The 23,330-nt window shown below is 55.3% G+C and carries 20 protein-coding genes; 12 read left to right on the forward strand and 8 right to left on the reverse strand.

What is annotated here, in order from left to right; genetic code table 11:
• The first annotated feature begins 58 nt into the window (after nt 1-58).
• The 3 genes from ACN28Q_RS11845 to dsbA all read left to right on the forward strand — a co-directional run bounded on the left by ACN28Q_RS11845 (nt 59) and on the right by dsbA (nt 2,064).
• The gene (locus tag ACN28Q_RS11845; RefSeq protein ID WP_095846533.1) at nt 59-328 is read left to right on the forward strand and encodes a YihD family protein; all 270 of its coding nucleotides are present in this window, start codon (nt 59-61) and stop codon (nt 326-328) included.
• 96 nt (nt 329-424) lie between these two features.
• Entirely contained in the window at nt 425-1,411 is a 987-nt protein-coding gene (locus ACN28Q_RS11850) for a serine/threonine protein kinase (protein WP_095846534.1), read from the forward strand.
• A gap of 29 nt (nt 1,412-1,440) precedes the next feature.
• Nucleotides 1,441-2,064, forward strand: a complete 624-nt coding sequence (dsbA, locus tag ACN28Q_RS11855; protein WP_095846535.1) for a thiol:disulfide interchange protein DsbA — start codon at nt 1,441-1,443, stop codon at nt 2,062-2,064.
• Nucleotides 2,065-2,107: 43 nt separating this feature from the next.
• Here the strand turns inward: dsbA and ACN28Q_RS11860 are convergent, their stop codons facing one another.
• A complete protein-coding gene (locus tag ACN28Q_RS11860) occupies nt 2,108-3,004 on the reverse strand; it encodes a 1-acylglycerol-3-phosphate O-acyltransferase, YihG family (protein ID WP_095849006.1) in 897 nt (298 codons plus the stop codon).
• 467 nt (nt 3,005-3,471) lie between these two features.
• On the opposite strand from ACN28Q_RS11860, the gene polA reads away from it, so the two are divergent.
• Both polA and spfP read left to right on the forward strand, forming a co-directional pair.
• On the forward strand, nt 3,472-6,261 hold the full coding sequence (gene polA, locus ACN28Q_RS11865) for a DNA polymerase I (RefSeq protein WP_095846536.1): 2,790 nt from the start codon (nt 3,472-3,474) through the stop codon (nt 6,259-6,261).
• Nucleotides 6,262-6,479: 218 nt separating this feature from the next.
• Nucleotides 6,480-6,527 (forward strand): small protein SpfP, encoded by a 48-nt coding sequence (spfP, locus tag ACN28Q_RS25190; RefSeq protein ID WP_071892919.1) that lies wholly within the window; start codon nt 6,480-6,482, stop codon nt 6,525-6,527.
• 270 nt (nt 6,528-6,797) lie between these two features.
• Here the strand turns inward: spfP and yihA are convergent, their stop codons facing one another.
• Nucleotides 6,798-7,445, reverse strand: a complete 648-nt coding sequence (gene yihA / locus ACN28Q_RS11870) for a ribosome biogenesis GTP-binding protein YihA/YsxC (protein ID WP_095846537.1) — start codon at nt 7,443-7,445, stop codon at nt 6,798-6,800.
• Nucleotides 7,446-8,155: 710 nt separating this feature from the next.
• Between yihA and yihI the strand changes: the two genes are divergently transcribed.
• The gene (gene yihI, locus ACN28Q_RS11875; RefSeq protein ID WP_095846539.1) at nt 8,156-8,695 is read left to right on the forward strand and encodes a Der GTPase-activating protein YihI; all 540 of its coding nucleotides are present in this window, start codon (nt 8,156-8,158) and stop codon (nt 8,693-8,695) included.
• Between the two features lie 186 nt (nt 8,696-8,881).
• Complete coding sequence (gene hemN / locus ACN28Q_RS11880) at nt 8,882-10,255, forward strand: oxygen-independent coproporphyrinogen III oxidase (RefSeq protein ID WP_095846541.1); 1,374 nt, start codon at nt 8,882-8,884, stop codon at nt 10,253-10,255.
• Nucleotides 10,256-10,315: 60 nt separating this feature from the next.
• Here the strand turns inward: hemN and ACN28Q_RS11885 are convergent, their stop codons facing one another.
• The 4 genes from ACN28Q_RS11885 to glnA all read right to left on the reverse strand — a co-directional run bounded on the left by ACN28Q_RS11885 (nt 10,316) and on the right by glnA (nt 14,618).
• On the reverse strand, nt 10,316-10,438 hold the full coding sequence (locus tag ACN28Q_RS11885) for a YshB family small membrane protein (RefSeq protein ID WP_145957817.1): 123 nt from the start codon (nt 10,436-10,438) through the stop codon (nt 10,316-10,318).
• A 113-nt stretch (nt 10,439-10,551) separates the two neighbouring features.
• Nucleotides 10,552-11,964 (reverse strand): nitrogen regulation protein NR(I), encoded by a 1,413-nt coding sequence (glnG, locus tag ACN28Q_RS11890; protein ID WP_095846542.1) that lies wholly within the window; start codon nt 11,962-11,964, stop codon nt 10,552-10,554.
• Nucleotides 11,965-11,972: 8 nt separating this feature from the next.
• Nucleotides 11,973-13,022 (reverse strand): nitrogen regulation protein NR(II), encoded by a 1,050-nt coding sequence (gene glnL / locus ACN28Q_RS11895; RefSeq protein ID WP_095846543.1) that lies wholly within the window; start codon nt 13,020-13,022, stop codon nt 11,973-11,975.
• A 186-nt stretch (nt 13,023-13,208) separates the two neighbouring features.
• Nucleotides 13,209-14,618, reverse strand: a complete 1,410-nt coding sequence (gene glnA, locus ACN28Q_RS11900) for a glutamate--ammonia ligase (RefSeq protein ID WP_095846544.1) — start codon at nt 14,616-14,618, stop codon at nt 13,209-13,211.
• 370 nt (nt 14,619-14,988) lie between these two features.
• On the opposite strand from glnA, the gene typA reads away from it, so the two are divergent.
• The 5 genes from typA to fabY all read left to right on the forward strand — a co-directional run bounded on the left by typA (nt 14,989) and on the right by fabY (nt 20,086).
• Nucleotides 14,989-16,812, forward strand: coding sequence for a ribosome-dependent GTPase TypA (gene typA / locus ACN28Q_RS11905; protein ID WP_095846545.1), 1,824 nt, complete (start codon nt 14,989-14,991; stop codon nt 16,810-16,812).
• A 160-nt stretch (nt 16,813-16,972) separates the two neighbouring features.
• Nucleotides 16,973-17,563 (forward strand): glucose-1-phosphatase, encoded by a 591-nt coding sequence (gene yihX / locus ACN28Q_RS11910; RefSeq protein WP_095846546.1) that lies wholly within the window; start codon nt 16,973-16,975, stop codon nt 17,561-17,563.
• Nucleotides 17,564-17,725: 162 nt separating this feature from the next.
• On the forward strand, nt 17,726-18,619 hold the full coding sequence (locus ACN28Q_RS11915) for a virulence factor BrkB family protein (RefSeq protein ID WP_095846547.1): 894 nt from the start codon (nt 17,726-17,728) through the stop codon (nt 18,617-18,619).
• On the forward strand, nt 18,616-19,053 hold the full coding sequence (dtd, locus tag ACN28Q_RS11920; RefSeq protein WP_095846548.1) for a D-aminoacyl-tRNA deacylase: 438 nt from the start codon (nt 18,616-18,618) through the stop codon (nt 19,051-19,053). The genes ACN28Q_RS11915 and dtd overlap by 4 nt, the downstream gene beginning before the upstream one ends.
• Before the next feature lie 82 nt (nt 19,054-19,135).
• Nucleotides 19,136-20,086: a fatty acid biosynthesis protein FabY gene (fabY, locus tag ACN28Q_RS11925; protein ID WP_095846549.1), complete on the forward strand. Its 951-nt coding sequence runs from the start codon at nt 19,136-19,138 to the stop codon at nt 20,084-20,086.
• Nucleotides 20,087-20,100: 14 nt separating this feature from the next.
• Here the strand turns inward: fabY and ACN28Q_RS11930 are convergent, their stop codons facing one another.
• Both ACN28Q_RS11930 and ACN28Q_RS11935 read right to left on the reverse strand, forming a co-directional pair.
• Complete coding sequence (locus ACN28Q_RS11930; RefSeq protein ID WP_095849007.1) at nt 20,101-21,762, reverse strand: AsmA family protein; 1,662 nt, start codon at nt 21,760-21,762, stop codon at nt 20,101-20,103.
• Nucleotides 21,763-21,915: 153 nt separating this feature from the next.
• Nucleotides 21,916-23,310 (reverse strand): nucleobase:cation symporter-2 family protein, encoded by a 1,395-nt coding sequence (locus tag ACN28Q_RS11935; RefSeq protein ID WP_095846550.1) that lies wholly within the window; start codon nt 23,308-23,310, stop codon nt 21,916-21,918.
• Nucleotides 23,311-23,330: the final 20 nt, after the last annotated feature.

Here is a 23,330-nt window from a genome sequence, read left to right on the forward strand (position 1 = left end):
ACTCCGCAACCAAGCCTGTTACTTTGTGAGTTTATTCACTTCATCGGATGATATTGATATGAAAACGCATCGTGTAAATGAGCTGATTGAGCTATTGCATCCCGCCTGGCAAGAAGATCCGGATCTGAATCTGATTCAGTTTTTACAGAAATTAGCGCAGGAAGCGGGTTTCAAAGGTCAACTGGCTGAACTAAGCGACGATATCTTGATCTACCACCTGAAAATGCGCGGCAGCTCAGACAGCGAACAGATCCCTGGCCTGAAAAAAGACTATGAAGAAGACTTCAAAACGGCCCTGCTGCGTGCGCGCGGCGTAATCAAGGATTGATGAGCATACGGCGAACGCAGAACGCCTGCATTTGATTGGTGCTACAATTTTTATTCTCACTACACGCGCGACCAGCAAGCGAAAATAAATGTGGTTATGAACAACCCTGCTTTTAATTTTGAAACGCTTTCCCCCGATCTGATCATGGATGCGCTGGAAGGTATTGGCCTGCGTGTTGATTCCGGGCTGACGGCGCTAAACAGCTATGAAAACCGCGTCTACCAATTTATGGACGAAGATCGCCGGCGCTATGTGGTGAAATTTTATCGCCCGGCGCGCTGGAGTGCGGAGCAGATCGGCGAAGAGCACCAGTTTGCCGTTGAGCTGGCGCAGGAAGAAATCCCGGTTGTCGCGCCATTGATCCAACAGCAACAGACGCTGCACAGCCACGGTGGTTTCTTTTTTGCCGTTTTCCCAAGCGTTGGTGGCCGGCAATATGAGATTGATAACCTCGAACAGCTTGAATGGGTTGGCCGATTTCTCGGGCGTATCCACCAGGTGGGTAAAGAAAAGCGCTTTAGCGCGCGCCCGACGATGGGGCTTGAAGAATACCTCGCCGCGCCGCGCCAGGTATTAGCGAACAGCGAACTGGTGCCAAAAGCGCAGCGGGATGCTTTCCTGGCCGCTACCGATGCCTTAATCGCCGAGATCACGCTGCATTGGCACCAGGATTGGCAACCGTTGCGCCTGCACGGTGATTGCCATCCGGGCAATATATTGTGGCGTGATGGCCCGCTGTTTGTTGATCTTGATGATGCGCGTAACGGGCCTGCGGTGCAGGATCTTTGGATGTTGTTGCATGGTGAACGCCGCGATCGGCTAATGCAGTTGGACATTCTATTGGAGGCTTATACGGAGTTTGCGCATTTCGATGCGCGTGAACTGGCACTGATTGAACCACTGCGCGCCATGCGAATGGTCTATTACCTGGCCTGGGTTACGCGCCGTTGGCAAGATCCGGCGTTCCCTAAAAGTTTCCCCTGGATGACCGATCCTGATTTCTGGTTATCCCAGTCCAAGGCATTCGCTGAACAGGTTAAGCTGTTGCGGGAACCTCCTCTGCAGCTGATGCCAATGTATTGAAGCTTTAACACAACGGAGAGTTTAGTCTTATGAAGAAAATATGGTTGGCGCTGGTTGGCATGGTGATGGCATTCAGTGCCGCAGCGGCGCAGTTTAGCGATGGTAGCCAGTACGTGACCCTGGACAAGCCGGTTACCGGTGAGCCGCAGGTTCTGGAGTTTTTCTCGTTCTATTGCCCACACTGTTATCAGTTTGAAGAGGTTTACCACGTTTCCGATGCGGTGAGGAGCGCACTGCCAGCCGGCACCAAAATGACCAAGTATCACGTCGAATTCCTGGGGCCACTGGGGAAACAGCTCACTCAGGCTTGGGCGGTTGCACTGGCCTTAGGGGTTGAAGATAAGATCACGGCGCCAATGTTTGAAGCCGTACAGAAAACGCAAACGGTGCAAACCCCGGATGATATCCGCGACGTGTTTGTGAAGGCGGGTGTGAAAGCGGAAGACTATGACGCTGCGCTGAACAGCTTCGTGGTGAAATCCCTGGTAGTGCAACAGGAAAAAGCCGCCGAAGATTTGCAACTGCGCGGCGTGCCGGCGATATTTGTGAATGGCAAATACATGGTTAAAAACGATGGCCTGGATACCAGTTCCATGGACGCCTATGTGAAGCAATTTGCCGACGTTGTTAAATTCCTAAGTGAACAGAAATAACGATGAAGTGAACAACAAAACGCCGGGTTAACCGGCGTTTTTGTTAACGATACTGGCGTTTTAACTTTTCCAACAGCTGGTCTTTTTCTTGCCACAGGTTATTCAGCCACTGCTGAAATTGGCGTTTGAACTGCTTGTCATTAAAGTAATCGCCACGCAGGGTTTCATTAATCGGTATGGTTTCTACCCTGACGACAATGCGTTTCAGGCGGCCGCACAGCATATCCCGAAATGGCCGTTGATGGTTTTCCGGGTAAAGCAGGGTGACGTTTAACACCCGATCAAATTGATTCCCTAATGCACTCAAGGTAAATGCGATACCCGCCGCTTTGGGCGCCAGTAAATGCTTAAAAGGAGAGCGGGTTTTTATTCTTTTGGCTTCCGTGAAGCGTGAGCCTTCGACAAAATTAACGATGGTTGTCGGCCGCAGGCGAAACTTCTCGCAGGAACGGCGCGTGGTCTCGATATCCTGGCCACGTTTTTCCGGGTGCTTAAGCAAATAGGCGCGTGAATAGCGCTTCATAAACGGCATGTCCAGGGCCCAGCAGGCCAGGCCGACAAACGGCACCCAGGCCAACTGCTGTTTAAGAAAATATTTATTCATCGGTATATGGTTACGCAATAGCACACACAGCACCACAATATCGGCCCAGCTTTCATGGTTACTGATTAACAGATACCAGTTTTTGCGATCCAACCCTTCCAGCCCCGTAATATCCCAACGCAAGGGTACGTTAATGTGTAATAGCACGGCCAACCCCTGGCACCAACACCACATCATAAAATCCGCAAAGGCGGAAATATGCCGCCAAATGGCCGGGATAGGCACCAGAAGCTTAACCACCCCGGCCAGCGTGATGGGAATTGAGCACAAGACGGTAACCAGGATGGCAAGCAAGGCCGACAGAATAAATATGATGGGGGCGAATAGTCTTGGCATAGGTTTAAGCTGAAGAAGGTTGGGCGCAAAATTGCATATATCGTTACGCGAAAAAAGGGATTTTAACAGAAAATGGGGCGAGAAATCGTAAGGAAAAGGTAACGGGTTTAACACGCGGGTAATCATCTGAATGGCTTTTAGCTAATTGCCATATTGAATTGATACCCAGGGTGATTAAAGTCAGACACAAGTAATATCCACAAAACAGAAAAGAGAGGGTAACCAATCAAGCTCGGCCAATATTAAACTAATCATATGATTTAAATTGATTTTTTTATTACACTTATAATAAATAAACAGCCGTTATAATTCATTTCCTATTTTATGCACAAAGTTATCCACAGGTCGATCCTCAGGATCGTCCATCGGCTGGGCCGTATTTTTTAGCCAAAATGCACGCAGGGTTCGTCTCTGGCGGCGAGCTATGGCATGCTTAACATCATGTCCGATCACGAAAAAGAAACGTTATGGCACAGATTGCAGAAAACCCGTTGATCCTGGTTGATGGTTCCTCTTACCTCTACCGGGCATACCATGCTTTCCCTCCGCTGACCAACTCGGCCGGTGAACCGACAGGGGCTATGTATGGCGTATTGAATATGCTGCGTAGCCTGCTTTTGCAGTTTACTCCTAGCCATGTGGCCGTGGTATTTGATGCCAAAGGTAAAACCTTCCGTGATGAGCTGTTTGCTGAATATAAATCGCACCGGCCGCCAATGCCGGACGATCTGCGTGCGCAAATAGAGCCGTTGCATCAGATGGTCAAGGCCATGGGCCTGCCGTTACTGGTGGTTCCCGGTGTGGAAGCCGATGATGTCATCGGCACGCTGGCCCAGGAGGCCGAGCAAGCTGGCCACGCGGTGCTGATCAGCACCGGTGATAAAGATATGGCGCAGTTGGTTACGCCAAACATCACTTTGATCAACACCATGAACAATACGGTGCTGGGGCCGCAGGAAGTGTGCGACAAGTACGGCATCCCACCTGAGCTGATTATCGATTTCCTGGCGCTGATGGGGGATTCATCCGATAACATCCCCGGTGTGCCCGGCATTGGCGAGAAAACCGCGCAGGCCTTGTTACAAGGCCTTGGCGGGCTGGACACCCTGTATGCCAATCTGGGGGATATCGCCGGCCTCAGCTTCCGCGGTGCCAAAACCATGGCCGCTAAGCTGGAGCAAAACAAAGAGCTGGCATACCTTTCTTATAAACTGGCGACGATCAAAACCGACGTTGAGCTGGAATTAAGCTGTGCGCAGCTTGAAGTTGCCCAGATGGATGTCGATCAGCTCCATCAGTTGTTCAAACGCTATGAATTCAAGCGCTGGTTGGCCGACGTTGAATCCGGTTCCTGGCTGGAAAGCAAAAAAGGGGCCGCTAAGGCCGCCAGTAAGCCGCAGGCGGCCAGCGTGGCTGCCGATGATGCACCTAAGGCCCAGCTATCGCAGGAAGGCTATGTCACCATCCTGGATGACGAGACTTTCAATGCCTGGATCGAAAAGCTGAAAAAAGCCGAGGTGTTTGCCTTCGATACGGAAACCGACAGCCTGGATACTTTGAGCGCGAACCTGATCGGGCTGTCGTTTGCCATCGCGCCCGGCGAAGCCGCCTATCTGCCGGTGGCTCATGATTACCTGGACGCGCCGCCACAGTTGGATCGTGCCTACGTGCTGGAAACGCTCAAGCCGCTGCTGGAAGACAAAGACGCGTTGAAAGTGGGGCAGAACCTGAAGTTCGATAAAAGCCTGCTGGCGCGTTATGACATCGATCTGCGCGGCATCGCCTATGACACCATGCTCGAATCTTACGTGCTCGACAGCGTGAGTGGCCGCCACGATATGGACAGCCTTGCCAATCGTTATCTGGGCCACAAAACCATCACCTTTGAAGAAATTGCCGGCAAGGGCAAAAACCAACTGACGTTTAATCAGATTGCCCTGGAACAGGCCGCGCCTTATGCGGCAGAAGACGCAGATGTGACGCTGCAGTTGCACCTGGCCATGTGGCCAACCTTGAAAGACAGCCCAGATCTGCTCACGGTATTCAATGAAATTGAAATGCCGCTGCTGCCGGTGCTGTCGCATATTGAGCGCACCGGGGTGCTGATCGATCAGAACATCCTGGCGGCACATTCCAAAGAGCTGACCAAACGATTGGCAGAGTTGGAAATGCAAGCCCATGAGTTGGCGGAAGAGCCGTTCAACCTGGCGTCGACCAAACAGCTGCAAGCGATTCTGTATGAAAAACAGAAGCTGCCGGTGCTGAAGAAAACCCCGGGCGGCGCCCCTTCGACCAACGAAGAAGTGCTGGCCGAGCTGGCGCTGGATTACCCGCTACCGAAAGTGCTCCTGGAGTACCGCGGCCTGGCGAAGCTGAAAACCACCTATACCGATAAGCTGCCGCTGATGATTAACCCGGTCAGCGGGCGGGTGCATACCTCTTATCACCAGGCGGTGACGGCGACCGGGCGCCTTTCTTCCAGCGATCCGAACCTGCAGAACATCCCGGTGCGCAATGATGAAGGCCGCCGTATTCGCCAGGCGTTTATCGCCCCGGCTGGCTATCGTATCGTTGCGGCGGACTATTCGCAGATTGAGTTGCGGATCATGGCGCATCTGTCGCAAGACGAAGGCTTGCTTAAGGCGTTTGCCGCCGGCAAAGATATCCACCGTGCGACCGCCGCCGAAGTTTTCGGCCTGCCGCTGGATAAAGTCACGAATGAACAGCGCCGCAGCGCCAAGGCGATCAACTTCGGCCTGATTTACGGCATGAGCGCCTTTGGGCTTTCGCGCCAGCTCAATATCCCGCGCGGTGAAGCACAGCGGTATATGGATCTGTATTTCGAACGCTACCCTGGCGTGCTGAAATACATGGAGCGTACCCGCCAGCAGGCGTCTGAGCAGGGCTATGTCAGCACGCTGGACGGCCGCCGGCTGTACCTACCGGATATCCGCGCCAGCAACGCCATGCGCCGTAAGGGCGCTGAGCGGGCAGCGATCAATGCGCCTATGCAGGGCACTGCGGCTGATATCATCAAGCGCGCGATGATTGCGGTGGACGCCTGGCTGCAAGATCAGGACAAGCCGTTGGTACGCATGATCATGCAGGTGCACGATGAGCTGGTGTTCGAAGTGCACGAGTCGGCCATTGAGGCCGCCAGCCAGCAGATCCGCGCGTTGATGGAAGGCAGCATGCAGTTGGCCGTGCCGCTGAAGGTGGACGTCGGTGTGGGCAAGAACTGGGATGAAGCGCACTAAGGCAAGGTTTGCCGGCCGGCATGTGCCGTTGCGTTGTTAACATTCAAAGTGTAACTGGCTATAACATAAGCACTTTTTGTAATTAAGCAACAGGTTGCGCCGCTTTATCCAGCAACATTGGTGCGATTCGATGTCATTTTGTGTAAGTAAACTACAAAAAATGCTTTTTCCCTGCGGAGAAATGATGTAGAGTTACAGATGTAGGGTACAGAGGTAAGATGTTCTATCTTTCAGACCTTTTACTTCACGTAATCGGATTTGGCTGAATATTAGCCGCCCCAGTCAGTTTTGACTGGGGCGTTTTTTATTGTGCAAATCAATGATTATCCATAGGATTTTCTTATTTCCCTGTCCATTGTTCCACGCGCTGTTTGCTGCCCGGCGGCAGGATCTAATCCCCCGTTGCCAACCTCCTGCCATAAGCTTTCCTGATAGCTTTTTGTCAAAACTGTAATTATATAACAAAAAAATCGCTTCCAGGCCGGCATACGGGCATAAAAAAACCCGGCGCAGGCCGGGTTTCTCTATCCGCTGGGTTATTCCCCTGGCGCTTCATCTTCTGGCAACGTTTCCGGTGGGATCTCACTGAACCAGGCATTGAGCTTTTGGCTTAGCTTGTCGACGCCGATCTTTTTCGGTGAAGAAAACGCTTCTACCTGCACATCACCCATGAAAGACAACACGGCTTCACGCACCATATTCACCTGTGCCTTGCGCGCGCCCGAAGCCAGCTTGTCGGCTTTGGTCAGCAATACCAGCACCGGAATATCGACGTTCACAGCCCACTGAATCATTTGCTGATCGAGGTCTTTGAGCGGATGGCGAATATCCATCAGCACCACCAGGCCTTTCAGGCAGTTACGCATCTGCAGGTATTCCCCGAGTGCGCGTTGCCATTTGAGCTTCATCTCTTCCGGGACCTCCGCATAGCCATAGCCGGGGAGATCGACCAGGCGGATGCCTTCTTGCACTTCGAACAGGTTGATGAGCTGGGTACGGCCCGGCGTTTTACTGGTGCGTGCCAGGCTTTTTTGGTTAGTCAGGGTATTTAAGGCGCTGGATTTGCCTGCATTGGAGCGGCCGGCGAATGCCACCTCAATGCCTGCATCCGCCGGCAGGTGGCGGATATCGGGGGCACTGGTGACGAAGTGGGTCACATGATAGTTATAATTTTTACTGGTCAAAATTTTCGTCTCCGTGAGGATGGCTTACTGGTGGGCGATTATAACTGCATCAGCGCCAAAAGGGTGGCTTTCTCTTTTTTTCAACGGGCGCGATGTGTGAATGTCCCCCTGGCCGTGTGAGACATTTGCCATTGGAATAGCGGGCAATGTCGCTTTATTTGCACGCCTTGTTAAAAATTAATTTTAAATAACAGATAGTTATTTTGTGGTGAGTAAAAACTATCAGGTAAAACCCCTGCCGATGGCTTGAGCGCGTTGATGGTTCACGTAAAGTAGTCCGCAACACAGGACGTGTGGGAATGAAGGAACACTCTGGAAGAGTGGCGGCTCTCAGGGAATACGCAGGATGCGTAGAGGGCATCAGAAGGAATTGTTTGTTCGTATCTGAAAGCACGAACAGCACACGGATGGTGAAGTATTTGCAGTCAGGATGCATGCGGGATGCACACTCAGGATGAGTGACGGCGGATGGATTACGCAAGGGATGATTTTCCTTTCAGGATGAAAGAGATAGTTGCAGGGAATGCGGTTATAACAGAGGGAAAAACTGGGACGTTGTATGTACGCATGGAAAGCGACTTTAGAATATCCTTCAGCAGAAGGTGCGAAATAGGCGGTAGGTCAAACCTACCGCCTTTTTTCTTTGCCTACTTTCTGTTAGATTCCGGCGCAATTCTATACTGAATCTACATCTCTTGAGAGCGAGCGCCATGAACCAGCCATCTAAAACGCCCCGCAGCAAAGCGGCTGCGCCAAAAACCAAAAAGAAAAGCCGTGCGGAACTCGATCAGGAAGCCCGCGAACGCAAGCGTGATAAAAAACGCCGTGGCCATGCCTCGGGTTCGCGCACCCAGGTTGAAGGCGGCAAACAGAACAACAAATCATCCTCTGCCGCCAAAGATCCGCGCATCGGCAGTAAAACGCCAGTGCCGTTGGTGGTTGCCGGCGAGGTGAAGGCCAAACCGGCTAAGCCGAAAGCGCCGGTAAAACCGCGCCAGGCCCCAGAGGAAGAGCTGGCAAAACTGGAAAACGACGAGCGCCTGAATACCCTGTTGGATCGCTTGGACGACGGCGAAACCCTGAGCGCGGAAGATCAGGCCTATGTCGATCAAACGCTGGATCGCATCGATGTGCTGATGGATGAGTTGGGCATTGAGCTTGGCGACGAAGACGATGAGATCGATGAAGACGATAAGCAGGAAGATATTGTCAGGCTGCTGAAAGGCGGCAATGCCAAGGATGCATTTTAACGCGCTATGTGGGTGATCCTGGCAATCGCGCTGCTATTGACATGTTATCTAGTGTGGTTATTCGGTAAACTGTGGCGGCTGTCTAAACGTAAAGCACGTTTTCGCAGCGCTTCCGTGGCCAGACAGTATAGACAACAGCCCATCTCACGGCACGGTAGAAAAAAATATCGCAAGGAGTGAGCAAGCATGTCAGAACAGACGATTGTCTGGGATTCGGCCCTAATCCAAAAATATAATTACTCGGGGCCTCGTTACACATCCTACCCAACGGCGCTGGAGTTTAACCAAAACTACGACGAAGCGGCGTTCCAGCGCGCGGCCGCACGTTACCCCGAGCGCCCCCTTTCACTGTATGTGCATATCCCTTTTTGCCACAAGCTTTGCTACTTTTGCGGCTGCAATAAACTGGTCACGCGCCAAACGCATAAGGCGGATGAGTACCTGGCGGCGCTGGAGCGTGAAATCATCGCCCGTGCGCCGTTGTTTGCTGGCCGTCGGGTCAGCCAGATGCACTGGGGCGGTGGCACGCCTACCTATCTTGATAAGCGGCAAATCAGCCAACTGGTGGCGATGCTGCGCCAGCATTTCGACATTCAGCCCGGCGCTGAAATGTCGATCGAGGTGGATCCGCGTGAAATTGAACTGGACGTGCTCGATCATTTACGCCATGAGGGTTTTAATCGCCTGAGCATGGGCGTGCAGGATTTTAATAAAGACGTGCAGCGCCTGGTGAACCGTGAGCAGGACGAAGACTTTATTTTTGCCCTGATTGCGCGGGCCAAAGCGCTGGGCTTCAATTCCAGCAATATCGACCTGATTTATGGCCTGCCGAAGCAAACGCCGGAAAGCTTCGCTTTTACTCTGCAGCGCGTGATCGCGCTGGGCCCAGATCGCCTGAGCGTATTTAACTATGCGCATCTGCCTAACCTGTTTGCCGCACAGCGCAAAATCAAAGACGCCGATTTACCCAACGCGCAGCAGAAACTGGTGATTCTGCAAGAGACCATCGCCGCGTTGACCCGCGCAGGCTATCAGTTTATCGGCATGGATCATTTTGCCCGCCCGGGTGATGAACTGGCGCAGGCGCAGCGTGCCGGCCAGTTGCACCGCAACTTCCAGGGCTATACCACCCAAGGGGATTGCGATCTGCTGGGGCTTGGCGTCTCCGCCATCAGTATGCTGGGCGATAGCTATGCGCAGAACCAGAAAGAGCTGAAGGCCTATTACAGCAGCGTGGAAGCACGTGGCAATGCGCTATGGCGTGGGCTGGCGCTGTCGGCGGACGACTGCCTGCGCCGCGATGTGATCAAGACGCTGATTTGTAATTTTCAATTGGACTATGCGCCGATCGAAAAACAGTATGGCATTCCTTTCAATGCCTATTTTGCTGACGATCTGGCGTTGTTGGCGCCGCTGGTGGATGACGGGCTGGTGGAAAGGCTGCCCGACAGGCTGCGCGTAACGCCGCGCGGCCGTTTGTTGATCCGTAACATCTGTATGTGTTTTGACGTCTATTTGCGCAAGCCCGCCCATGCCCAGCAGTTTTCCCGGGTGATTTAGCGCCTTTGTTGGCTGGAAGTTTCACTGCATAAAACAACAGCCGCGTGTGCGGCTGTTGTTTTAACTGAACAAATTGATAAGTGCGGCACACAATACCGCAGCAAAAGCTGCTTGCGGTGTGTGGCTGGCGGCAGCGCTGACGTCTGCGCCATGGGTAATGAATACGATGAGTGAATCCAACATCGCGAACCTCCGGAGTTTACGCCACGATCATACTGCGGCGGCGCGCTCTGTAAAGCCTGTTTCTTGCCAATTTTTGTGCGATTGATTGTATTTTTTATAATCAGTTCCGCACCTTACTCCATCCCGAGCTCTTTCAGCTTACGCGTCAGCGTATTTCGGCCCCAGCCCAGTAGCCGTGCGGCTTCCTGCTTGTGCCCCTGCGTGTGGCGCAGCGCGGTGGTGAGCAAGGTGCGCTCCATCTCCGGCTGTGCCTCTGAGAGCAGGTTTTGATGACCGGAACGCAACGCGCGATCGGCCCATTGCGCCAGCAGCGTGGCCCAACTGTCCGGCAGGCTATGGCCTCCGCTTTCCGGCATGCTGGTTTCGAACAGCTCGCTGGGCAGATCCTGGATCAGCACTTCCTGGCCAGCGGCCATCACGGTCAGCCAGCGGCAGGTATTCTCCAACTGACGTACGTTCCCCGGCCATGGCAGGCGGGTCAGAGCAGTTTCCGTTTCCGGGTGCAGATTTTTAGCCTCGACGCCCAGCTCTTTCGCCGCCACCTGCAAGAAGTAACGCGCCAGGCGAGGGATATCCTCGCGCCGTTCGCGCAGCGGCGGCAGATGCACGCGGATCACGTTCAGGCGGTGGAACAAATCCTCCCTGAACTTGCCTTCCTGTACGCGCTGTTCCAGGTTTTGGTGGGTTGCGGCGATGATTCGCACGTCCACTTTTACCGGCGCATAGCCGCCCACGCGGTAGAACTGGCCGTCGGCCAGCACACGCAGCAGGCGTGTCTGGACATCAAGCGGCATATCGCCGATTTCATCCAGGAACAGCGTGCCGCCATCGGCCTGTTCAAAGCGGCCCTGGCGTATTTGGTTGGCGCCGGTAAACGCCCCCTTTTCATGACCGAACAGTTCAGATTCGATCAGGTCTTTCGGGATCGCCGCCATATTCAGCGCGATGAACGGGGATTTGGCTCGCGGGCTGTGGCGATGCAGCGCGTGGGCCACCAGTTCTTTACCGGTCCCGGATTCGCCATTGATCAGCACGCTGATGGATGAGCGCGACAGCCGCCCAATAATGCGGAACACATCCTGCATCGCTGGCGCTTCGCCAATGATGTCGGTGGTGGGGCCGCTGGCAGGCTGGCTGCGTGCCGGCTGTTGCTGCTCCTGATAGTGGCTGATCGCACGTTCGACCAGCGCGACGGCTTCGTCGATGTCGAACGGCTTGGGCAGGTAATCAAAGGCGCCCTGTTGATAGGCACTGACGGCGGCATCCAGATCTGAATGAGCGGTCATGATGATAACCGGCAGCATTGGGTGACGTTGTTTGATCTGTTTGAGCAGCGCCAGGCCATCCATACCCGGCATGCGAATATCAGACAACAACACATCAGGCGTTTGCGTGGCCAATGCTTCCAGTACTTCATTCCCGCTGTCGAATGTGGCGCAGCTCACACCCGCTCCAGTGAGCGCGCGTTCAAGCACCCAGCGGATGGAGCTATCGTCATCGACGATCCAGACTATCCCTCGTTGCATAGAAAACCTCACTGGCGAATAGGCAGGTAAACCGAAAATTCGGTATGTCCTGGCCAACTGTTGAACTCAATTTTGCCGCAATGCTGATCGATAAGATTACGAGCGATGGATAATCCCAGGCCGGTGCCGCCTTCGCGGCCGCTGACCATTGGGTAAAACAGCGTATCCTGCAGCTGTGCCGGTACGCCGGGGCCGTCATCTTCAATGTCGATGCGGGCAACCAGACGGTAGCGGGTACCGTGCAGGGTTATCTGGAAGGCGGTGCGCGTGCGTAGGGTGATGGTGCCGCCCTCGCTGCTTAGCGCCTGCAGCGCGTTGCGGGTGATATTCAGCAACACCTGTTCAATTTGATCGGGATCGTGTGCCAGTTCGGGCAGGCTGGGATCGTAGTCACGCACCAGCGTCACATTGTCCGGTTTTTCCAGCGAAACCAATTGGCATACCCGTTCTGCCACCTGGTGGATGCTCTGGGTAATATGTTGGCCTGGGCGCTGTGGCCCCAGCAGGCGATCCACCAGATTGCGCAGGCGGTCTGCCTGTTCAATGATCACTTTGGTGTATTCGGTCAGCGTCGGGTCTGGCAGCGCCTTGGCCAAGAGTTGCGCCGCGCCACGCAGCCCACCCAGCGGGTTTTTGATTTCATGCGCCAGCCCGCGGACCAGATCGCGAGCGGCAACCTGTTGCGCGTGCTGCAACTGTTCCTGGCTCAGGCGGCGTTGGTTATCCATCGGCGCCAGTTCCATCAGGATATAGCCATCGGGGAGCGCCTGGGCGGTAAGGGAAAGAATATGCGCACGGCTGTCGACCACCAGCGTGACTTCATTGTCAGTGAACCCCTGGCCGGTATTCAGGCTTTCGCGCATCAACTCAATGTTCAGTGAAAAATAACCAAGCAGCTCGGGCAGCGGGGTGCCGAAAAGTTTACGCGAGCTTTGCGCCAGCAATTGCTGGGCCGCCGGGTTCGCGTAATGAACCGCTAATTCATCATCCAACAGCAGAATGCTGTTAATGAGAGAATTGAGGATCTGCCCAGCATCGGGCAGCTTGCCAGTTGCCATACCGCAGACTCCTGCACTTTTTTAGTGCGTTTATCCTACTCCATTCGGCGTAACCGCGGAACAGCGTAGCCTTGCAGAAAACCGTGTGGAGAAAAAAGCCCATCCGAAGATGGGCTGAAAGTTTCCACGGCAACAAAAAAACGACAACAAAATTGGGGGCGCCACCGTGGGGACGCCCAGCGTGTGTTACACGCTGTAGTACAGTTCGAACTCAACCGGATGCGGAGTCATGCGCACTTTATCCATTTCGGATTTACGCAGTTCGATGTAGGCATCGATGGTATCGTCGGTGAATACGCCGCCACGGGTCAGGAACTCGCGGTCTTCGTTCAGTGCGCTCAACGCTTCTTCCAGTGAGCCTGCTACTTTTGGAATTTCAGCCTCTTCTTCCGGCGGCAGGTCGTACAGGTTTTTATCCATGGCATCGCCAGGGTGGATTTTGTTGATGATGCCGTCCAGGCCAGCCATCAGCAGCGCAGAGAACGCCAGGTATGGGTTAGCCGCTGGATCCGGGAAGCGAGCTTCGATACGGCGCGCTTTCGGGCTGGCAACCACTGGGATACGAATAGAAGCGGAACGGTTACGGGCGGAGTACGCCAGCATGACCGGTGCTTCATAACCCGGGACCAGACGTTTGTACGAGTTGGTGGTCGGGTTGGACAGTGCGTTGATCGCTTTGGCGTGCTTGATGATACCGCCGATGTAGAACAGGGCAGTTTCAGACAGGCCGCCGTATTTGTCGCCAGCGAACAGGTTAGTGCCGTTCTTGGACAGCGACATGTGGCAGTGCATACCGGAACCGTTGTCACCGAAGATTGGCTTCGGCATGAAGGTGGCGGTTTTGCCAAATGCGTGCGCAACGTTGTGCACCACGTATTTGTAGATTTGGATTTCGTCGGCTTTTTTGGTCATGGTGTTGAAGCGGGTAGCCACTTCGTTCTGACCAGCGGTAGCCACTTCGTGGTGGTGCGCTTCAACAACCAGGCCCATTTCTTCCATGGTCAAACACATGGTAGAACGCAGATCCTGTGAAGAGTCGACCGGAGGAACCGGGAAGTAACCGCCTTTAACGCCAGGGCGGTGGCCTTTGTTACCACCTTCGTATTTGGTACCGGAGTTCCATGCGCCTTCGATATCATCGATAGCCACGTGAGAACCGGAGATGCTGCTGCCGAAGCGCACATCGTCAAACAGGAAGAATTCAGGTTCTGGCCCGAACAGCACGGTGTCTGCGATGCCGGAAGAACGCAGGAAGTCTTCTGCGCGTTTAGCGATGGAGCGCGGATCGCGATCGTAGCCTTGCATGGTGCCTGGCTCGAGGATGTCGCAGCGCAAGATCAGGGTTGACTCTTCGTAGAATGGATCCAGTACCGCAGTGCTGGCATCTGGCATCAGCACCATGTCAGATTCGTTAATGCCCTTCCAGCCGCCGATAGAGGAGCCGTCAAACATTTTGCCTTCTTCGAAAAAGTCGGCGTTTACCTGATGAGCAGGGATGGTTACGTGTTGTTCTTTACCCTTGGTGTCAGTGAAACGCAGATCTACGAATTTCACTTCATGCTCATTCAGCATTGTCAAAACGTGTTCAGCGGACATACTTAATTCTCCCGGATTTATCATTGTCGTCGTGGAAAACGAATCTGTGGTACCTGGCTTTTATTAGCCTTGCGTAGACTAAAGCGAAAACTGTGCCAACTTTTTAAAAGCCAATTAATCGCCTTTCTGTGCGGGTTTTGCACATTATCAGTATGCACCAAAGTGGTGGGATGCACCTTTTTAGTTCAAAATCATCACAACATGGCACCGTTATGGTGCATTACTGCACCGGGTGTCTATTTTTGCACCGTGAAAGGGATCACAAACTAACCAATTTGCAGTTGTTTATGACAGACTGCTGTGATCTTGTTTAGTCCCTCGCTTAATACGTGTACAATAGCGCGCTATTTCTAATGCCTGAGGCAAAGCTGTGATCGAAAATTTGCGTAACATCGCCATTATTGCCCACGTTGACCATGGTAAAACTACCCTGGTTGATAAGTTGCTGCAGCAGTCCGGTACCTTTGATGCCCGTACTGAAGCGACTGAGCGCGTAATGGACTCCAACGATTTGGAGAAAGAGCGTGGGATTACCATCCTCGCAAAAAACACCGCCATTAATTGGAAAGACTACCGCATCAACATCGTTGATACCCCAGGGCACGCCGACTTCGGCGGCGAGGTTGAGCGCGTAATGTCTATGGTTGATTCGGTGCTGCTGGTTGTGGATGCAATGGATGGCCCCATGCCGCAAACCCGTTTCGTCACCAAAAAAGCATTCGCTAATGGTCTGAAACCGATTGTCGTCATCAACAAAGTTGACCGCCCTGGCGCGCGTCCTGACTGGGTTGTCGATCAGGTGTTCGATCTGTTCGTGAACCTGGACGCCACCGACGAGCAACTCGATTTCCCAATCATCTATGCATCTGCACTGATGGGCATCGCGGGCACCGACCATAACGATATGGCCGAAGACATGACCCCGCTCTACCAGGCGATCGTTGACCACGTGTCTGCGCCGAAAGTGGAGCTGGAAGCACCGTTCCAGATGCAGATCTCCCAGTTGGACTACAACAACTACGTGGGCGTTATCGGCATCGGCCGTATCAAGCGTGGTAAAGTGAAGCCTAACCAGCAGGTCACCATCGTCGACAGCGAAGGCAAAACCCGTAACGGTAAAGTCGGTAAAGTGCTGACCCACATGGGCCTGGAGCGTATTGAAGCCACTGTGGCCGAGGCGGGCGACATTATCGCCATCACCGGTCTGGGCGAGCTGAATATCTCTGATACCATTTGTGACGTTAACGCGGTTGAAGCGCTGCCAGCGCTGACCGTTGATGAACCGACCGTTACCATGTTCTTCTGCGTTAACACCTCGCCGTTCTGTGGTAAAGAAGGCAAGTTCGTGACGTCTCGCCAGATCCTCGATCGCCTGAAGAAAGAGCTGGTGCACAATGTGGCGCTGCGTGTTGAAGAAACCGAAGACGCCGATGCGTTCCGCGTATCCGGCCGTGGTGAACTGCACCTGTCCGTGTTGATCGAAAACATGCGCCGTGAAGGCTTCGAGCTGGCCGTATCCCGTCCGAAGGTTATCAACCGTAAGATTGACGGCCGCATGCAGGAACCGTTCGAAAACGTCACGCTGGATATCGAAGAGCAGCACCAGGGCGCAGTCATGCAGGCCATGGGTGAGCGTAAAGGTGATGTGAAAGACATGGTGCCGGATGGCAAGGGCCGTATCCGCCTGGATTACGTGATCCCAAGCCGTGGCCTGATTGGCTTCCGTACCGAGTTCATGACCATGACTTCCGGTACCGGCCTGCTGTACTCCACCTTCAGCCACTACGACGATGTGCGCCCGGGTGAAATCGGCCAGCGCCAGAACGGCGTGCTGATCTCCAACGGCCAGGGCAAAGCGGTCGCCTTCGCCCTGTACAGCCTGCAGGATCGCGGTAAGCTGTTCCTCGGCCACGGTGCGGAAGTGTATGAAGGCCAGATTATCGGTATTCACTCACGCTCTAACGATCTGACCGTGAACTGCCTGACCGGTAAAAAACTGACCAACATGCGTGCTTCCGGTACTGACGAAGCCACCACGCTGGTTCCGGCTATCAAGATGTCGCTGGAGCAAGCGCTGGAATTCATCGATGATGATGAACTGGTTGAAGTTACGCCGACCTCGGTCCGTATCCGCAAGCGTCATCTGACGGAAAACGATCGTAAACGTGCGAACCGCGGCCCGAAAGAAGCGTAATCGCTGATTGAGTCCGCTGTGATTCAGGGCGCCTTTGGCGCCCTGAGTTTTTTCTGCCTCTGCCATTTATTGGCTGTCTGCAGGCTTTTTATACCCTTCCCTGTTCAGCCCTGCCTTTTCCCGCTACAGTGAGCTTTCCCCGACCGATCAGGAGAGGACGATGCTGTATATCTTTGATTTAGGTAATGTGATTGTCGATATCGATTTCAAACGTGTACTGGGTGTCTGGAGCCGTTTAAGCGGCACGCCGCTGGCGGCGGTGGCCGAACGTTTCGCTATGGGCGAGCTGTTCGAACAGCATGAACGCGGCGAAGTCAGCGACGAGGCGTTTGCCGCCGGTATGAGCCATCAGATGGGGTTCGCGCTGAGCTTTGAACAGTTTGCCGCGGGTTGGCAGGCGGTGTTTGTCGCGCTGCGCCCGGAAGTGATCGCCATTATGCAGCGCCTGCGCGACGAAGGGCACCGGGTGGTGGTGTTGTCCAATACCAACCGCTTACATACCCATTTCTGGCCGCAGCAGTATCCGGAAATCGCCGCGACGGCGCACCGCGTTTACCTGTCGCAGGAGCTGGGTATGCGTAAACCTGAAGCGCGTATCTACCAGCATGTGCTGGCGCAGGAAAACGCGACGCCGGATCAGGCGGTATTCTTCGATGATAACCTCGACAATATTGCGGCGGCGCAGGCGTTGGGGATCAATACCGTTTTGGTGACCGATAACACCGTCGTGCCGGCCTATTTTGCCCAATAACCCATGGCGCGTTAAGCTTAAGGCATATCCTTCATGCTTCCTGTTGCGGCGGCGGTTTCTTTTTTTACCCCTTGGTTAGCCCGCGAATACCCCGAGGGGGTAGCCGGTTGCCGTGCTGTTCCTTGAAGCCAGGTTGGGGGGAACGGTCATCAAGGAGTGAATATGTGGTTTTTTCGCCGTAAGACGCTGCCGTCGTCAATCAAACCAGGGGTGACTTTCGGGCGCCTGTTGTATCAACGTATCGACAGTGATGGCCTGACCATATTGGCCGGCCATTTGGCGTATGTCTCGTTGCTGTCGCTGGTGCCGCTGGTCACCGTGGTCTTTGCGCTGTTCGCCGTATTTCCGATGTTTTCGGATATCAGCGTGCAGTTGAAAAGCTTTATTTTTTCCAATTTTATGCCGGCGGCCGGCAACGTGATCCAACGCTATCTGGAGCAGTTCGTTGCCAACTCAAGCAAAATGACCGCTGTCGGTACCTGCGGGTTGATCGTGACCGCGCTGTTGCTGATCTCATCGGTCGATAGCGTGCTGAATACCATCTGGCGCAGCAAGGACAAGCGGCCCATCGTGGTGTCCTTCGCCGTCTATTGGATGGTGCTGACGCTGGGGCCGCTGCTGGTGGGCGCAAGCATGGCCATCAGCTCCTATCTGCTCTCGTTGAACTGGTTGGCGCAGAGCGGCGTGAATAGCCTGGTGGATCAGGTGCTGCGTATTTTCCCCCTGTTGCTGTCGTGGGGCTCTTTCTGGTTGCTGTACAGCATTGTGCCTACGGTGCGGGTGCCGCCTAAAGATGCGCTGGTCGGCGCTCTGGTGGCCGGGGTGTTGTTTGAACTGGGCAAGAAATGCTTTGCGCTGTATGTCACCATGTTCCCGTCATATCAGTTGATCTACGGCGTGCTGGCGGTGATCCCCATTTTATTCCTCTGGGTCTACTGGAGCTGGTGTATCGTGTTACTCGGCGCGGAAATCACCGTGACCATGGGCGAATACCGCCGGTACCGCCAACAGAAAGCAGAGCAACATCAGGATGGGGAGCAGGAAGGGCAGTTATGATTGCGTTAATTCAGCGGGTGTTGAACGCCAGCGTTACGGTAGAAGGGCAAACCATCGGTAAAATCGGCCCCGGTTTGTTAGTGTTATTGGGGGTGGAAGCGGGCGATAGCGAGCAAAAAGCCGCGCGCCTGTGCGAGCGCGTGCTGGGCTATCGCATTTTCGGCGATGAAAATGACAAAATGAACCTCAATGTGCAACAGGCCGGTGGTAGTGTTTTAGTGGTGTCGCAGTTTACGCTGGTCGCCGATACCCAAAAGGGCATGAGGCCGAGCTTTTCACGCGGTGCGGCGCCGAACGAAGCCGATCGGCTGTACCGCTATTTTGTCGGGCAGTGCCGTGAGCGCGGCGTGGAAACCGCGACCGGGCAATTTGCGGCGGATATGAAAGTGGCGTTGGTGAATGACGGCCCGGTCACTTTCTGGCTACAGGTTTAGGCTGAGCGCGTGAGCATCCGCTAGCGTTATTCACGGCGATGAATGGCACCATGTTAACCAGGCATTCGGAGAAAAGGCGTCCATGTATCACCTACGCGTACCCGTTACAGAACAAGAGCTGCAGGACTATTACCGGTTTCGCTGGGAAATGCTGCGCAAGCCGCTGCATCAACCGATGGGATCGGAAAAGGACGCCTATGATGCCATGGCCCATCATCAGATGGTGGTGGATGAGAGCGGCAAAATCGTTGCCGTCGGCAGGCTGTATATCAACGCCGATAACGAGGCGGCAATCCGTTTTATGGCGGTCGATCCGGCGGTGCAGGACAAGGGCCTGGGTACGCTGGTGGCCATGACGCTGGAATCCGTCGCACGCCAGGAAGGGGTTAAGCGCGTGGTGTGCAGCGCGCGCGAGGATGCGGTGCCGTTCTTTGCCAAGCTGGGCTTTGAAAGCCAGGGAGAAATCACCGTCCCGCAGACCTCGTCAATCCGCCATTTCCTGATGATTAAGCCGGTGGTGCCGTTGGATGACATCCTGCACCGCCCGGACTGGTGCTGGCAACTGCAGCAGGCATGGTATGAGCATATTCCGCTGAGTGAAAAGATGGGGGTGCGCATTAGCCAATACACCGGCCAGCGCTTTGTCACCACCATGCCGGAAACCGGTAATCAGAACCCGCACCATACGCTGTTTGCCGGCAGCCTGTTTTCGCTGGCGACACTCACCGCCTGGGGGTTGATCTGGCTGCTGCTGCGCGAGCGCCACCTGGGTGGCACCATTATTCTGGCCGATGCCCACATCCGCTATAGCTCGCCGATCACCGGCCGGCCGCGGGCCGTGGCGGATTTGGGCTCGCTGAGCGGCGATCTGGCGCGCCTGGCGCGTGGCCGCCGGGCGCGGGTGCATGCCGAAGTGAGCCTGTTTGGCGACGAAGATAAAGGCGCGGTGTTCGAAGGCACCTATATGGTGCTGCCAGCGGTGCCGGATGTGCCGCTGGAGCAGGGCGGCTCAGAGGCCGCGAAAGAGCCATAACCCGGCCTGCGGGGTTATGGCTGCTGCTGGTTCACCGTCTGCCCGTCTTTGCCGGTGGCCTGCAGGTTGCCGTGTACCGAATCCTTGAACGGCCCGTCGCTGTTCAATAACCCCTTCAACTGCAGATTCAGGTTGCCGTCGCCCTCCAGCGGGACATGCTGCCACCCCCATTGTTGCAGCGTGTTAAGCGGCACCGAGCGGCCATTGAGGGTTAACGTAAACGGCTTGCCCGGCAGTTGGCCGATCGTCGCTTTAGCATCCAGCAGGCCGTTTGGCATAAAGGCGCTGAGTTCGCTCACGCTAATATTCTGGTCGTCGGCGGTCAACGCCAGGGATGGGCGCCGCACGTCAACCTTGTTAAAGGTGGCATCGTTGCCGTTCAGGGTGAGCGAGCCGGACCAAATCCCCCACTGGCCATCGCGAGCCAGCAGCAAATTGCTGCCGTAACCGTCCAGCGCGGTGATCTGGAACGGGAAATCCGGGTTGATATCGATAAGCAGGTTGCGGTTGGTGCTCAGCTTGCTGACGTACACCTCCTGGAGCCAGCCTGGCAGCGGCGCCAGCCACAGTTCGCGCCAGTTGATGGGCAGGGTATATTCCAGTGCGGCGATCGCCACCTCGTCCAGTTGCAGGCGATGGGTGCTGCGCAACCAGTTGCCCGATGTGCGCAGCAGGCCGCCTTCCCAGCGGGTGGTGAACTGCTGGATAGCAATGCCGGCCGGTGAAAGTTGCATGTTCATGATCGGATCGATCAGGTGAATGCCGCCGTCGATCAGATCGCTGGCATTGAAGTTCAGCGAGCCGTCTTCACTGTGCCAGTCACCCTGTGCGAAAGTGACGTTTTGTAGCGACAGATCCAGATCGTTGAACGCCCAGGCGTTGCCTTCCAGGCGCGCGTCGATCAGATCAAAGCGTTTGATTGCCACCGGCGGCAGGGCGGTAAAGCGCTGCCAGAACTGTGCCAGCGTCAGTGGCGTTTGCAGGCGCACGTTGCTCAGCCGCAGGCGCTCAACCTGCCAGCTGCCGTCGGCGGCGCGGGTGGCCATGCCGGTCAGATCGCCCTGGGCCAGATCGGCGCCGAAATCATTCAGGAACAGCTGATTTTGTTTGAGTTCGCCCTGCACCAGCACCTGCGAGGCCGGGATACCGTTGAGCGTCATGGTGCCGGCGCTGAACTGGAACTGGTTGTTTTCACCAAGAATATGGCCGGGCTTGGGCTGCCACGGCGTGATGCCGGCATTGACCTTCTGCGCGCTGAGCTGCCAGGTGGCGTCGTTGGACTGGAGCGCCATGTTGCTCAACTGCAACACATCGGCTTGCACCGGCATCGCCGCCGCCTCCGATTGCACGTTGAGCGTGCCGTCACGCAGCGTCACGCTGTGAAAATAACGCGGTGCGGTAATCTGGCGCAGGCTCAGGCCAAGATCGATCTGTTCCGCCGCCAGCAGTTGCGCCTGGCCGGTTTTCGCTAGCGTCACGCCTGCAAGGCTGATTTGCCCCGGTTGGCTCCAGCTATGGGTTATTTTGGCGATCGACAGGCGATATTCGCTGTTTTCGCTGATCCAGCCGCTGAGCCGGGCTGCGGCCCAACGGGTTTGGCCGACGGTGTACAGCAGCACGACGGCCAGCACCATCAGCAGCAGCAAGGTCAGCAACAGTTTCCCGATAAATTTCATCGCCCACATCCGCGTGGTTAAAAAAGATACCCTGTTTATGCCGTAATTGGGCGGTTATCTCAAGGGCAATGGGTTGATCGGCAATAAAAAAACGGCGCAGGCGGCCGTTTTTGCGAGGTGATAAAGCCGGCGGCTATTTTTAGCCTGGCTGGATTATTCTTTTTCCGGTGGGAACAGCAAATTCAGCACGATCGCGGTGATACCGCCGGCGGCAATACCGGAAGAAAGCAGGGTTTTCAGCCAGTCAGGGGCAAACTGCAAAATCAGCGGCTGTTGGGAAACCCCTATTCCGACCGCCAGCGACAGCGCCATGATCATGATCGCGCGGCGGTTGAGCTTTTCACGCGAAACAATGCGCACGCCCGAGGCGGCGATGGTGCCGAACATCACGATGGTCGCGCCGCCAAGCACTGGCTCGGGGATATGCTGCACAAAGCCGGCTACCGCCGGGAACAGGCCGAGCACAATTAACATCAGCGCCACCACAAAGCCGACGTAGCGGCTGGCGACCCCGGTCAACTGGATCACGCCATTGTTCTGGCCGAAGCAGGAGTTAGGGAAGGTATTGAATACGGCGGACAGCATGGAATTCAGGCCGTTGGCCAGCACCCCGCCTTTCAGGCGCTTCATGTATAGCGGGCCTGTGACCGGTTGTTCCGACACGTCCGAGGTGGCGGTGATATCGCCGATGGTTTCCAGAGAGGTGACCATAAAGATCAGCATCAGCGGCAGCAGCAGGTTCCAGTCAAACCCCAGGCCGTAGTAAAGCGGGGTGGGGATGGTAATCGGCGCACTGTTGGCCACCGGTTGGCTTTCCGGCAGCATATCCAACGCCCAGGCCAGCAGGTAGCCCACGGCCATGGCGATCACCAGCGAAGCCACGCGCAGGTAGGGGTTGCGCTGGCGGTTGAGCAGGATAATCACCAGCAGCACAGCGCCGGCCAGCAACAGGTTTTTGGGGGCGCCGAAGCTGTGATCGTTCATCGCGGCATAGCCGCCGCCAACGGAGGTCAGGCCAACCTGAATCAGCGACAGGCCGATGATCATCACCACAATGCCGGAAACCAGCGGCGTAATGATGCGGCGCGCCAGGTGCAGTACCCGCGAGAGCACAATCTCGGTGCAGGAGGCCACCATCAGCGTACCGAACAGCGCCGCCATCATGGTTGGCACATCCGCGCCGCCGTTTTTCAGCGCCAGGCCGCCCATGATCAGCGGCGACACGAAGTTAAAGCTGGTGCCCTGAATGGAAAGCAGGCCGGAACCCACCGGCCCCCAGGTCTTGATCTGCAGAATAGAAGCCAACCCGGAAGCAAAGAGCGACATGCTGATAATATGTTGGGTATCCTGCGCCGGCAGGCCGAGCGCCTGGCAAATCAACAGGGCTGGCGTAATCACGGCGACAAACATCGCCAGCAGGTGCTGGCCGGCGGCAAACAGCGTTTGCGGCAGCGGCGGCCGGTCTTCCAGGCGGTAAATCAGTTCACTTTTGCGGGGCTGGGCTGCTGTGGCTGCGGCCACATCCTGTTCGGCAGATTGCATCGTCATGGTGTTGTGCTTTCCAGAAA

The organism is Gibbsiella quercinecans (genome assembly GCF_002291425.1).
GTDB classification, from domain to species: domain Bacteria; phylum Pseudomonadota; class Gammaproteobacteria; order Enterobacterales; family Enterobacteriaceae; genus Gibbsiella; species Gibbsiella quercinecans.

Bases quoted from the DNA above. Each gene is read 5' to 3' on its own strand.
- ACN28Q_RS11845 (WP_095846533.1), top strand. From the start codon at position 59: ATGAAAACGCATCGTGTAAATGAGCTGATTGAGCTATTGCATCCCGCC.
- ACN28Q_RS11850 (WP_095846534.1), top strand. From the start codon at position 425: ATGAACAACCCTGCTTTTAATTTTGAAACGCTTTCCCCCGATCTGATC.
- dsbA (WP_095846535.1), top strand. From the start codon at position 1,441: ATGAAGAAAATATGGTTGGCGCTGGTTGGCATGGTGATGGCATTCAGT.
- ACN28Q_RS11860 (WP_095849006.1), bottom strand. From the start codon at position 3,004: ATGCCAAGACTATTCGCCCCCATCATATTTATTCTGTCGGCCTTGCTT.
- polA (WP_095846536.1), top strand. From the start codon at position 3,472: ATGGCACAGATTGCAGAAAACCCGTTGATCCTGGTTGATGGTTCCTCT.
- yihI (WP_095846539.1), top strand. From the start codon at position 8,156: ATGAACCAGCCATCTAAAACGCCCCGCAGCAAAGCGGCTGCGCCAAAA.
- hemN (WP_095846541.1), top strand. From the start codon at position 8,882: ATGTCAGAACAGACGATTGTCTGGGATTCGGCCCTAATCCAAAAATAT.
- ACN28Q_RS11885 (WP_145957817.1), bottom strand. From the start codon at position 10,438: ATGTTGGATTCACTCATCGTATTCATTACCCATGGCGCAGACGTCAGC.
- glnG (WP_095846542.1), bottom strand. From the start codon at position 11,964: ATGCAACGAGGGATAGTCTGGATCGTCGATGACGATAGCTCCATCCGC.
- glnL (WP_095846543.1), bottom strand. From the start codon at position 13,022: ATGGCAACTGGCAAGCTGCCCGATGCTGGGCAGATCCTCAATTCTCTC.
- glnA (WP_095846544.1), bottom strand. From the start codon at position 14,618: ATGTCCGCTGAACACGTTTTGACAATGCTGAATGAGCATGAAGTGAAA.
- yihX (WP_095846546.1), top strand. From the start codon at position 16,973: ATGCTGTATATCTTTGATTTAGGTAATGTGATTGTCGATATCGATTTC.
- ACN28Q_RS11915 (WP_095846547.1), top strand. From the start codon at position 17,726: ATGTGGTTTTTTCGCCGTAAGACGCTGCCGTCGTCAATCAAACCAGGG.
- dtd (WP_095846548.1), top strand. From the start codon at position 18,616: ATGATTGCGTTAATTCAGCGGGTGTTGAACGCCAGCGTTACGGTAGAA.
- fabY (WP_095846549.1), top strand. From the start codon at position 19,136: ATGTATCACCTACGCGTACCCGTTACAGAACAAGAGCTGCAGGACTAT.
- ACN28Q_RS11930 (WP_095849007.1), bottom strand. From the start codon at position 21,762: ATGAAATTTATCGGGAAACTGTTGCTGACCTTGCTGCTGCTGATGGTG.
- ACN28Q_RS11935 (WP_095846550.1), bottom strand. From the start codon at position 23,310: ATGACGATGCAATCTGCCGAACAGGATGTGGCCGCAGCCACAGCAGCC.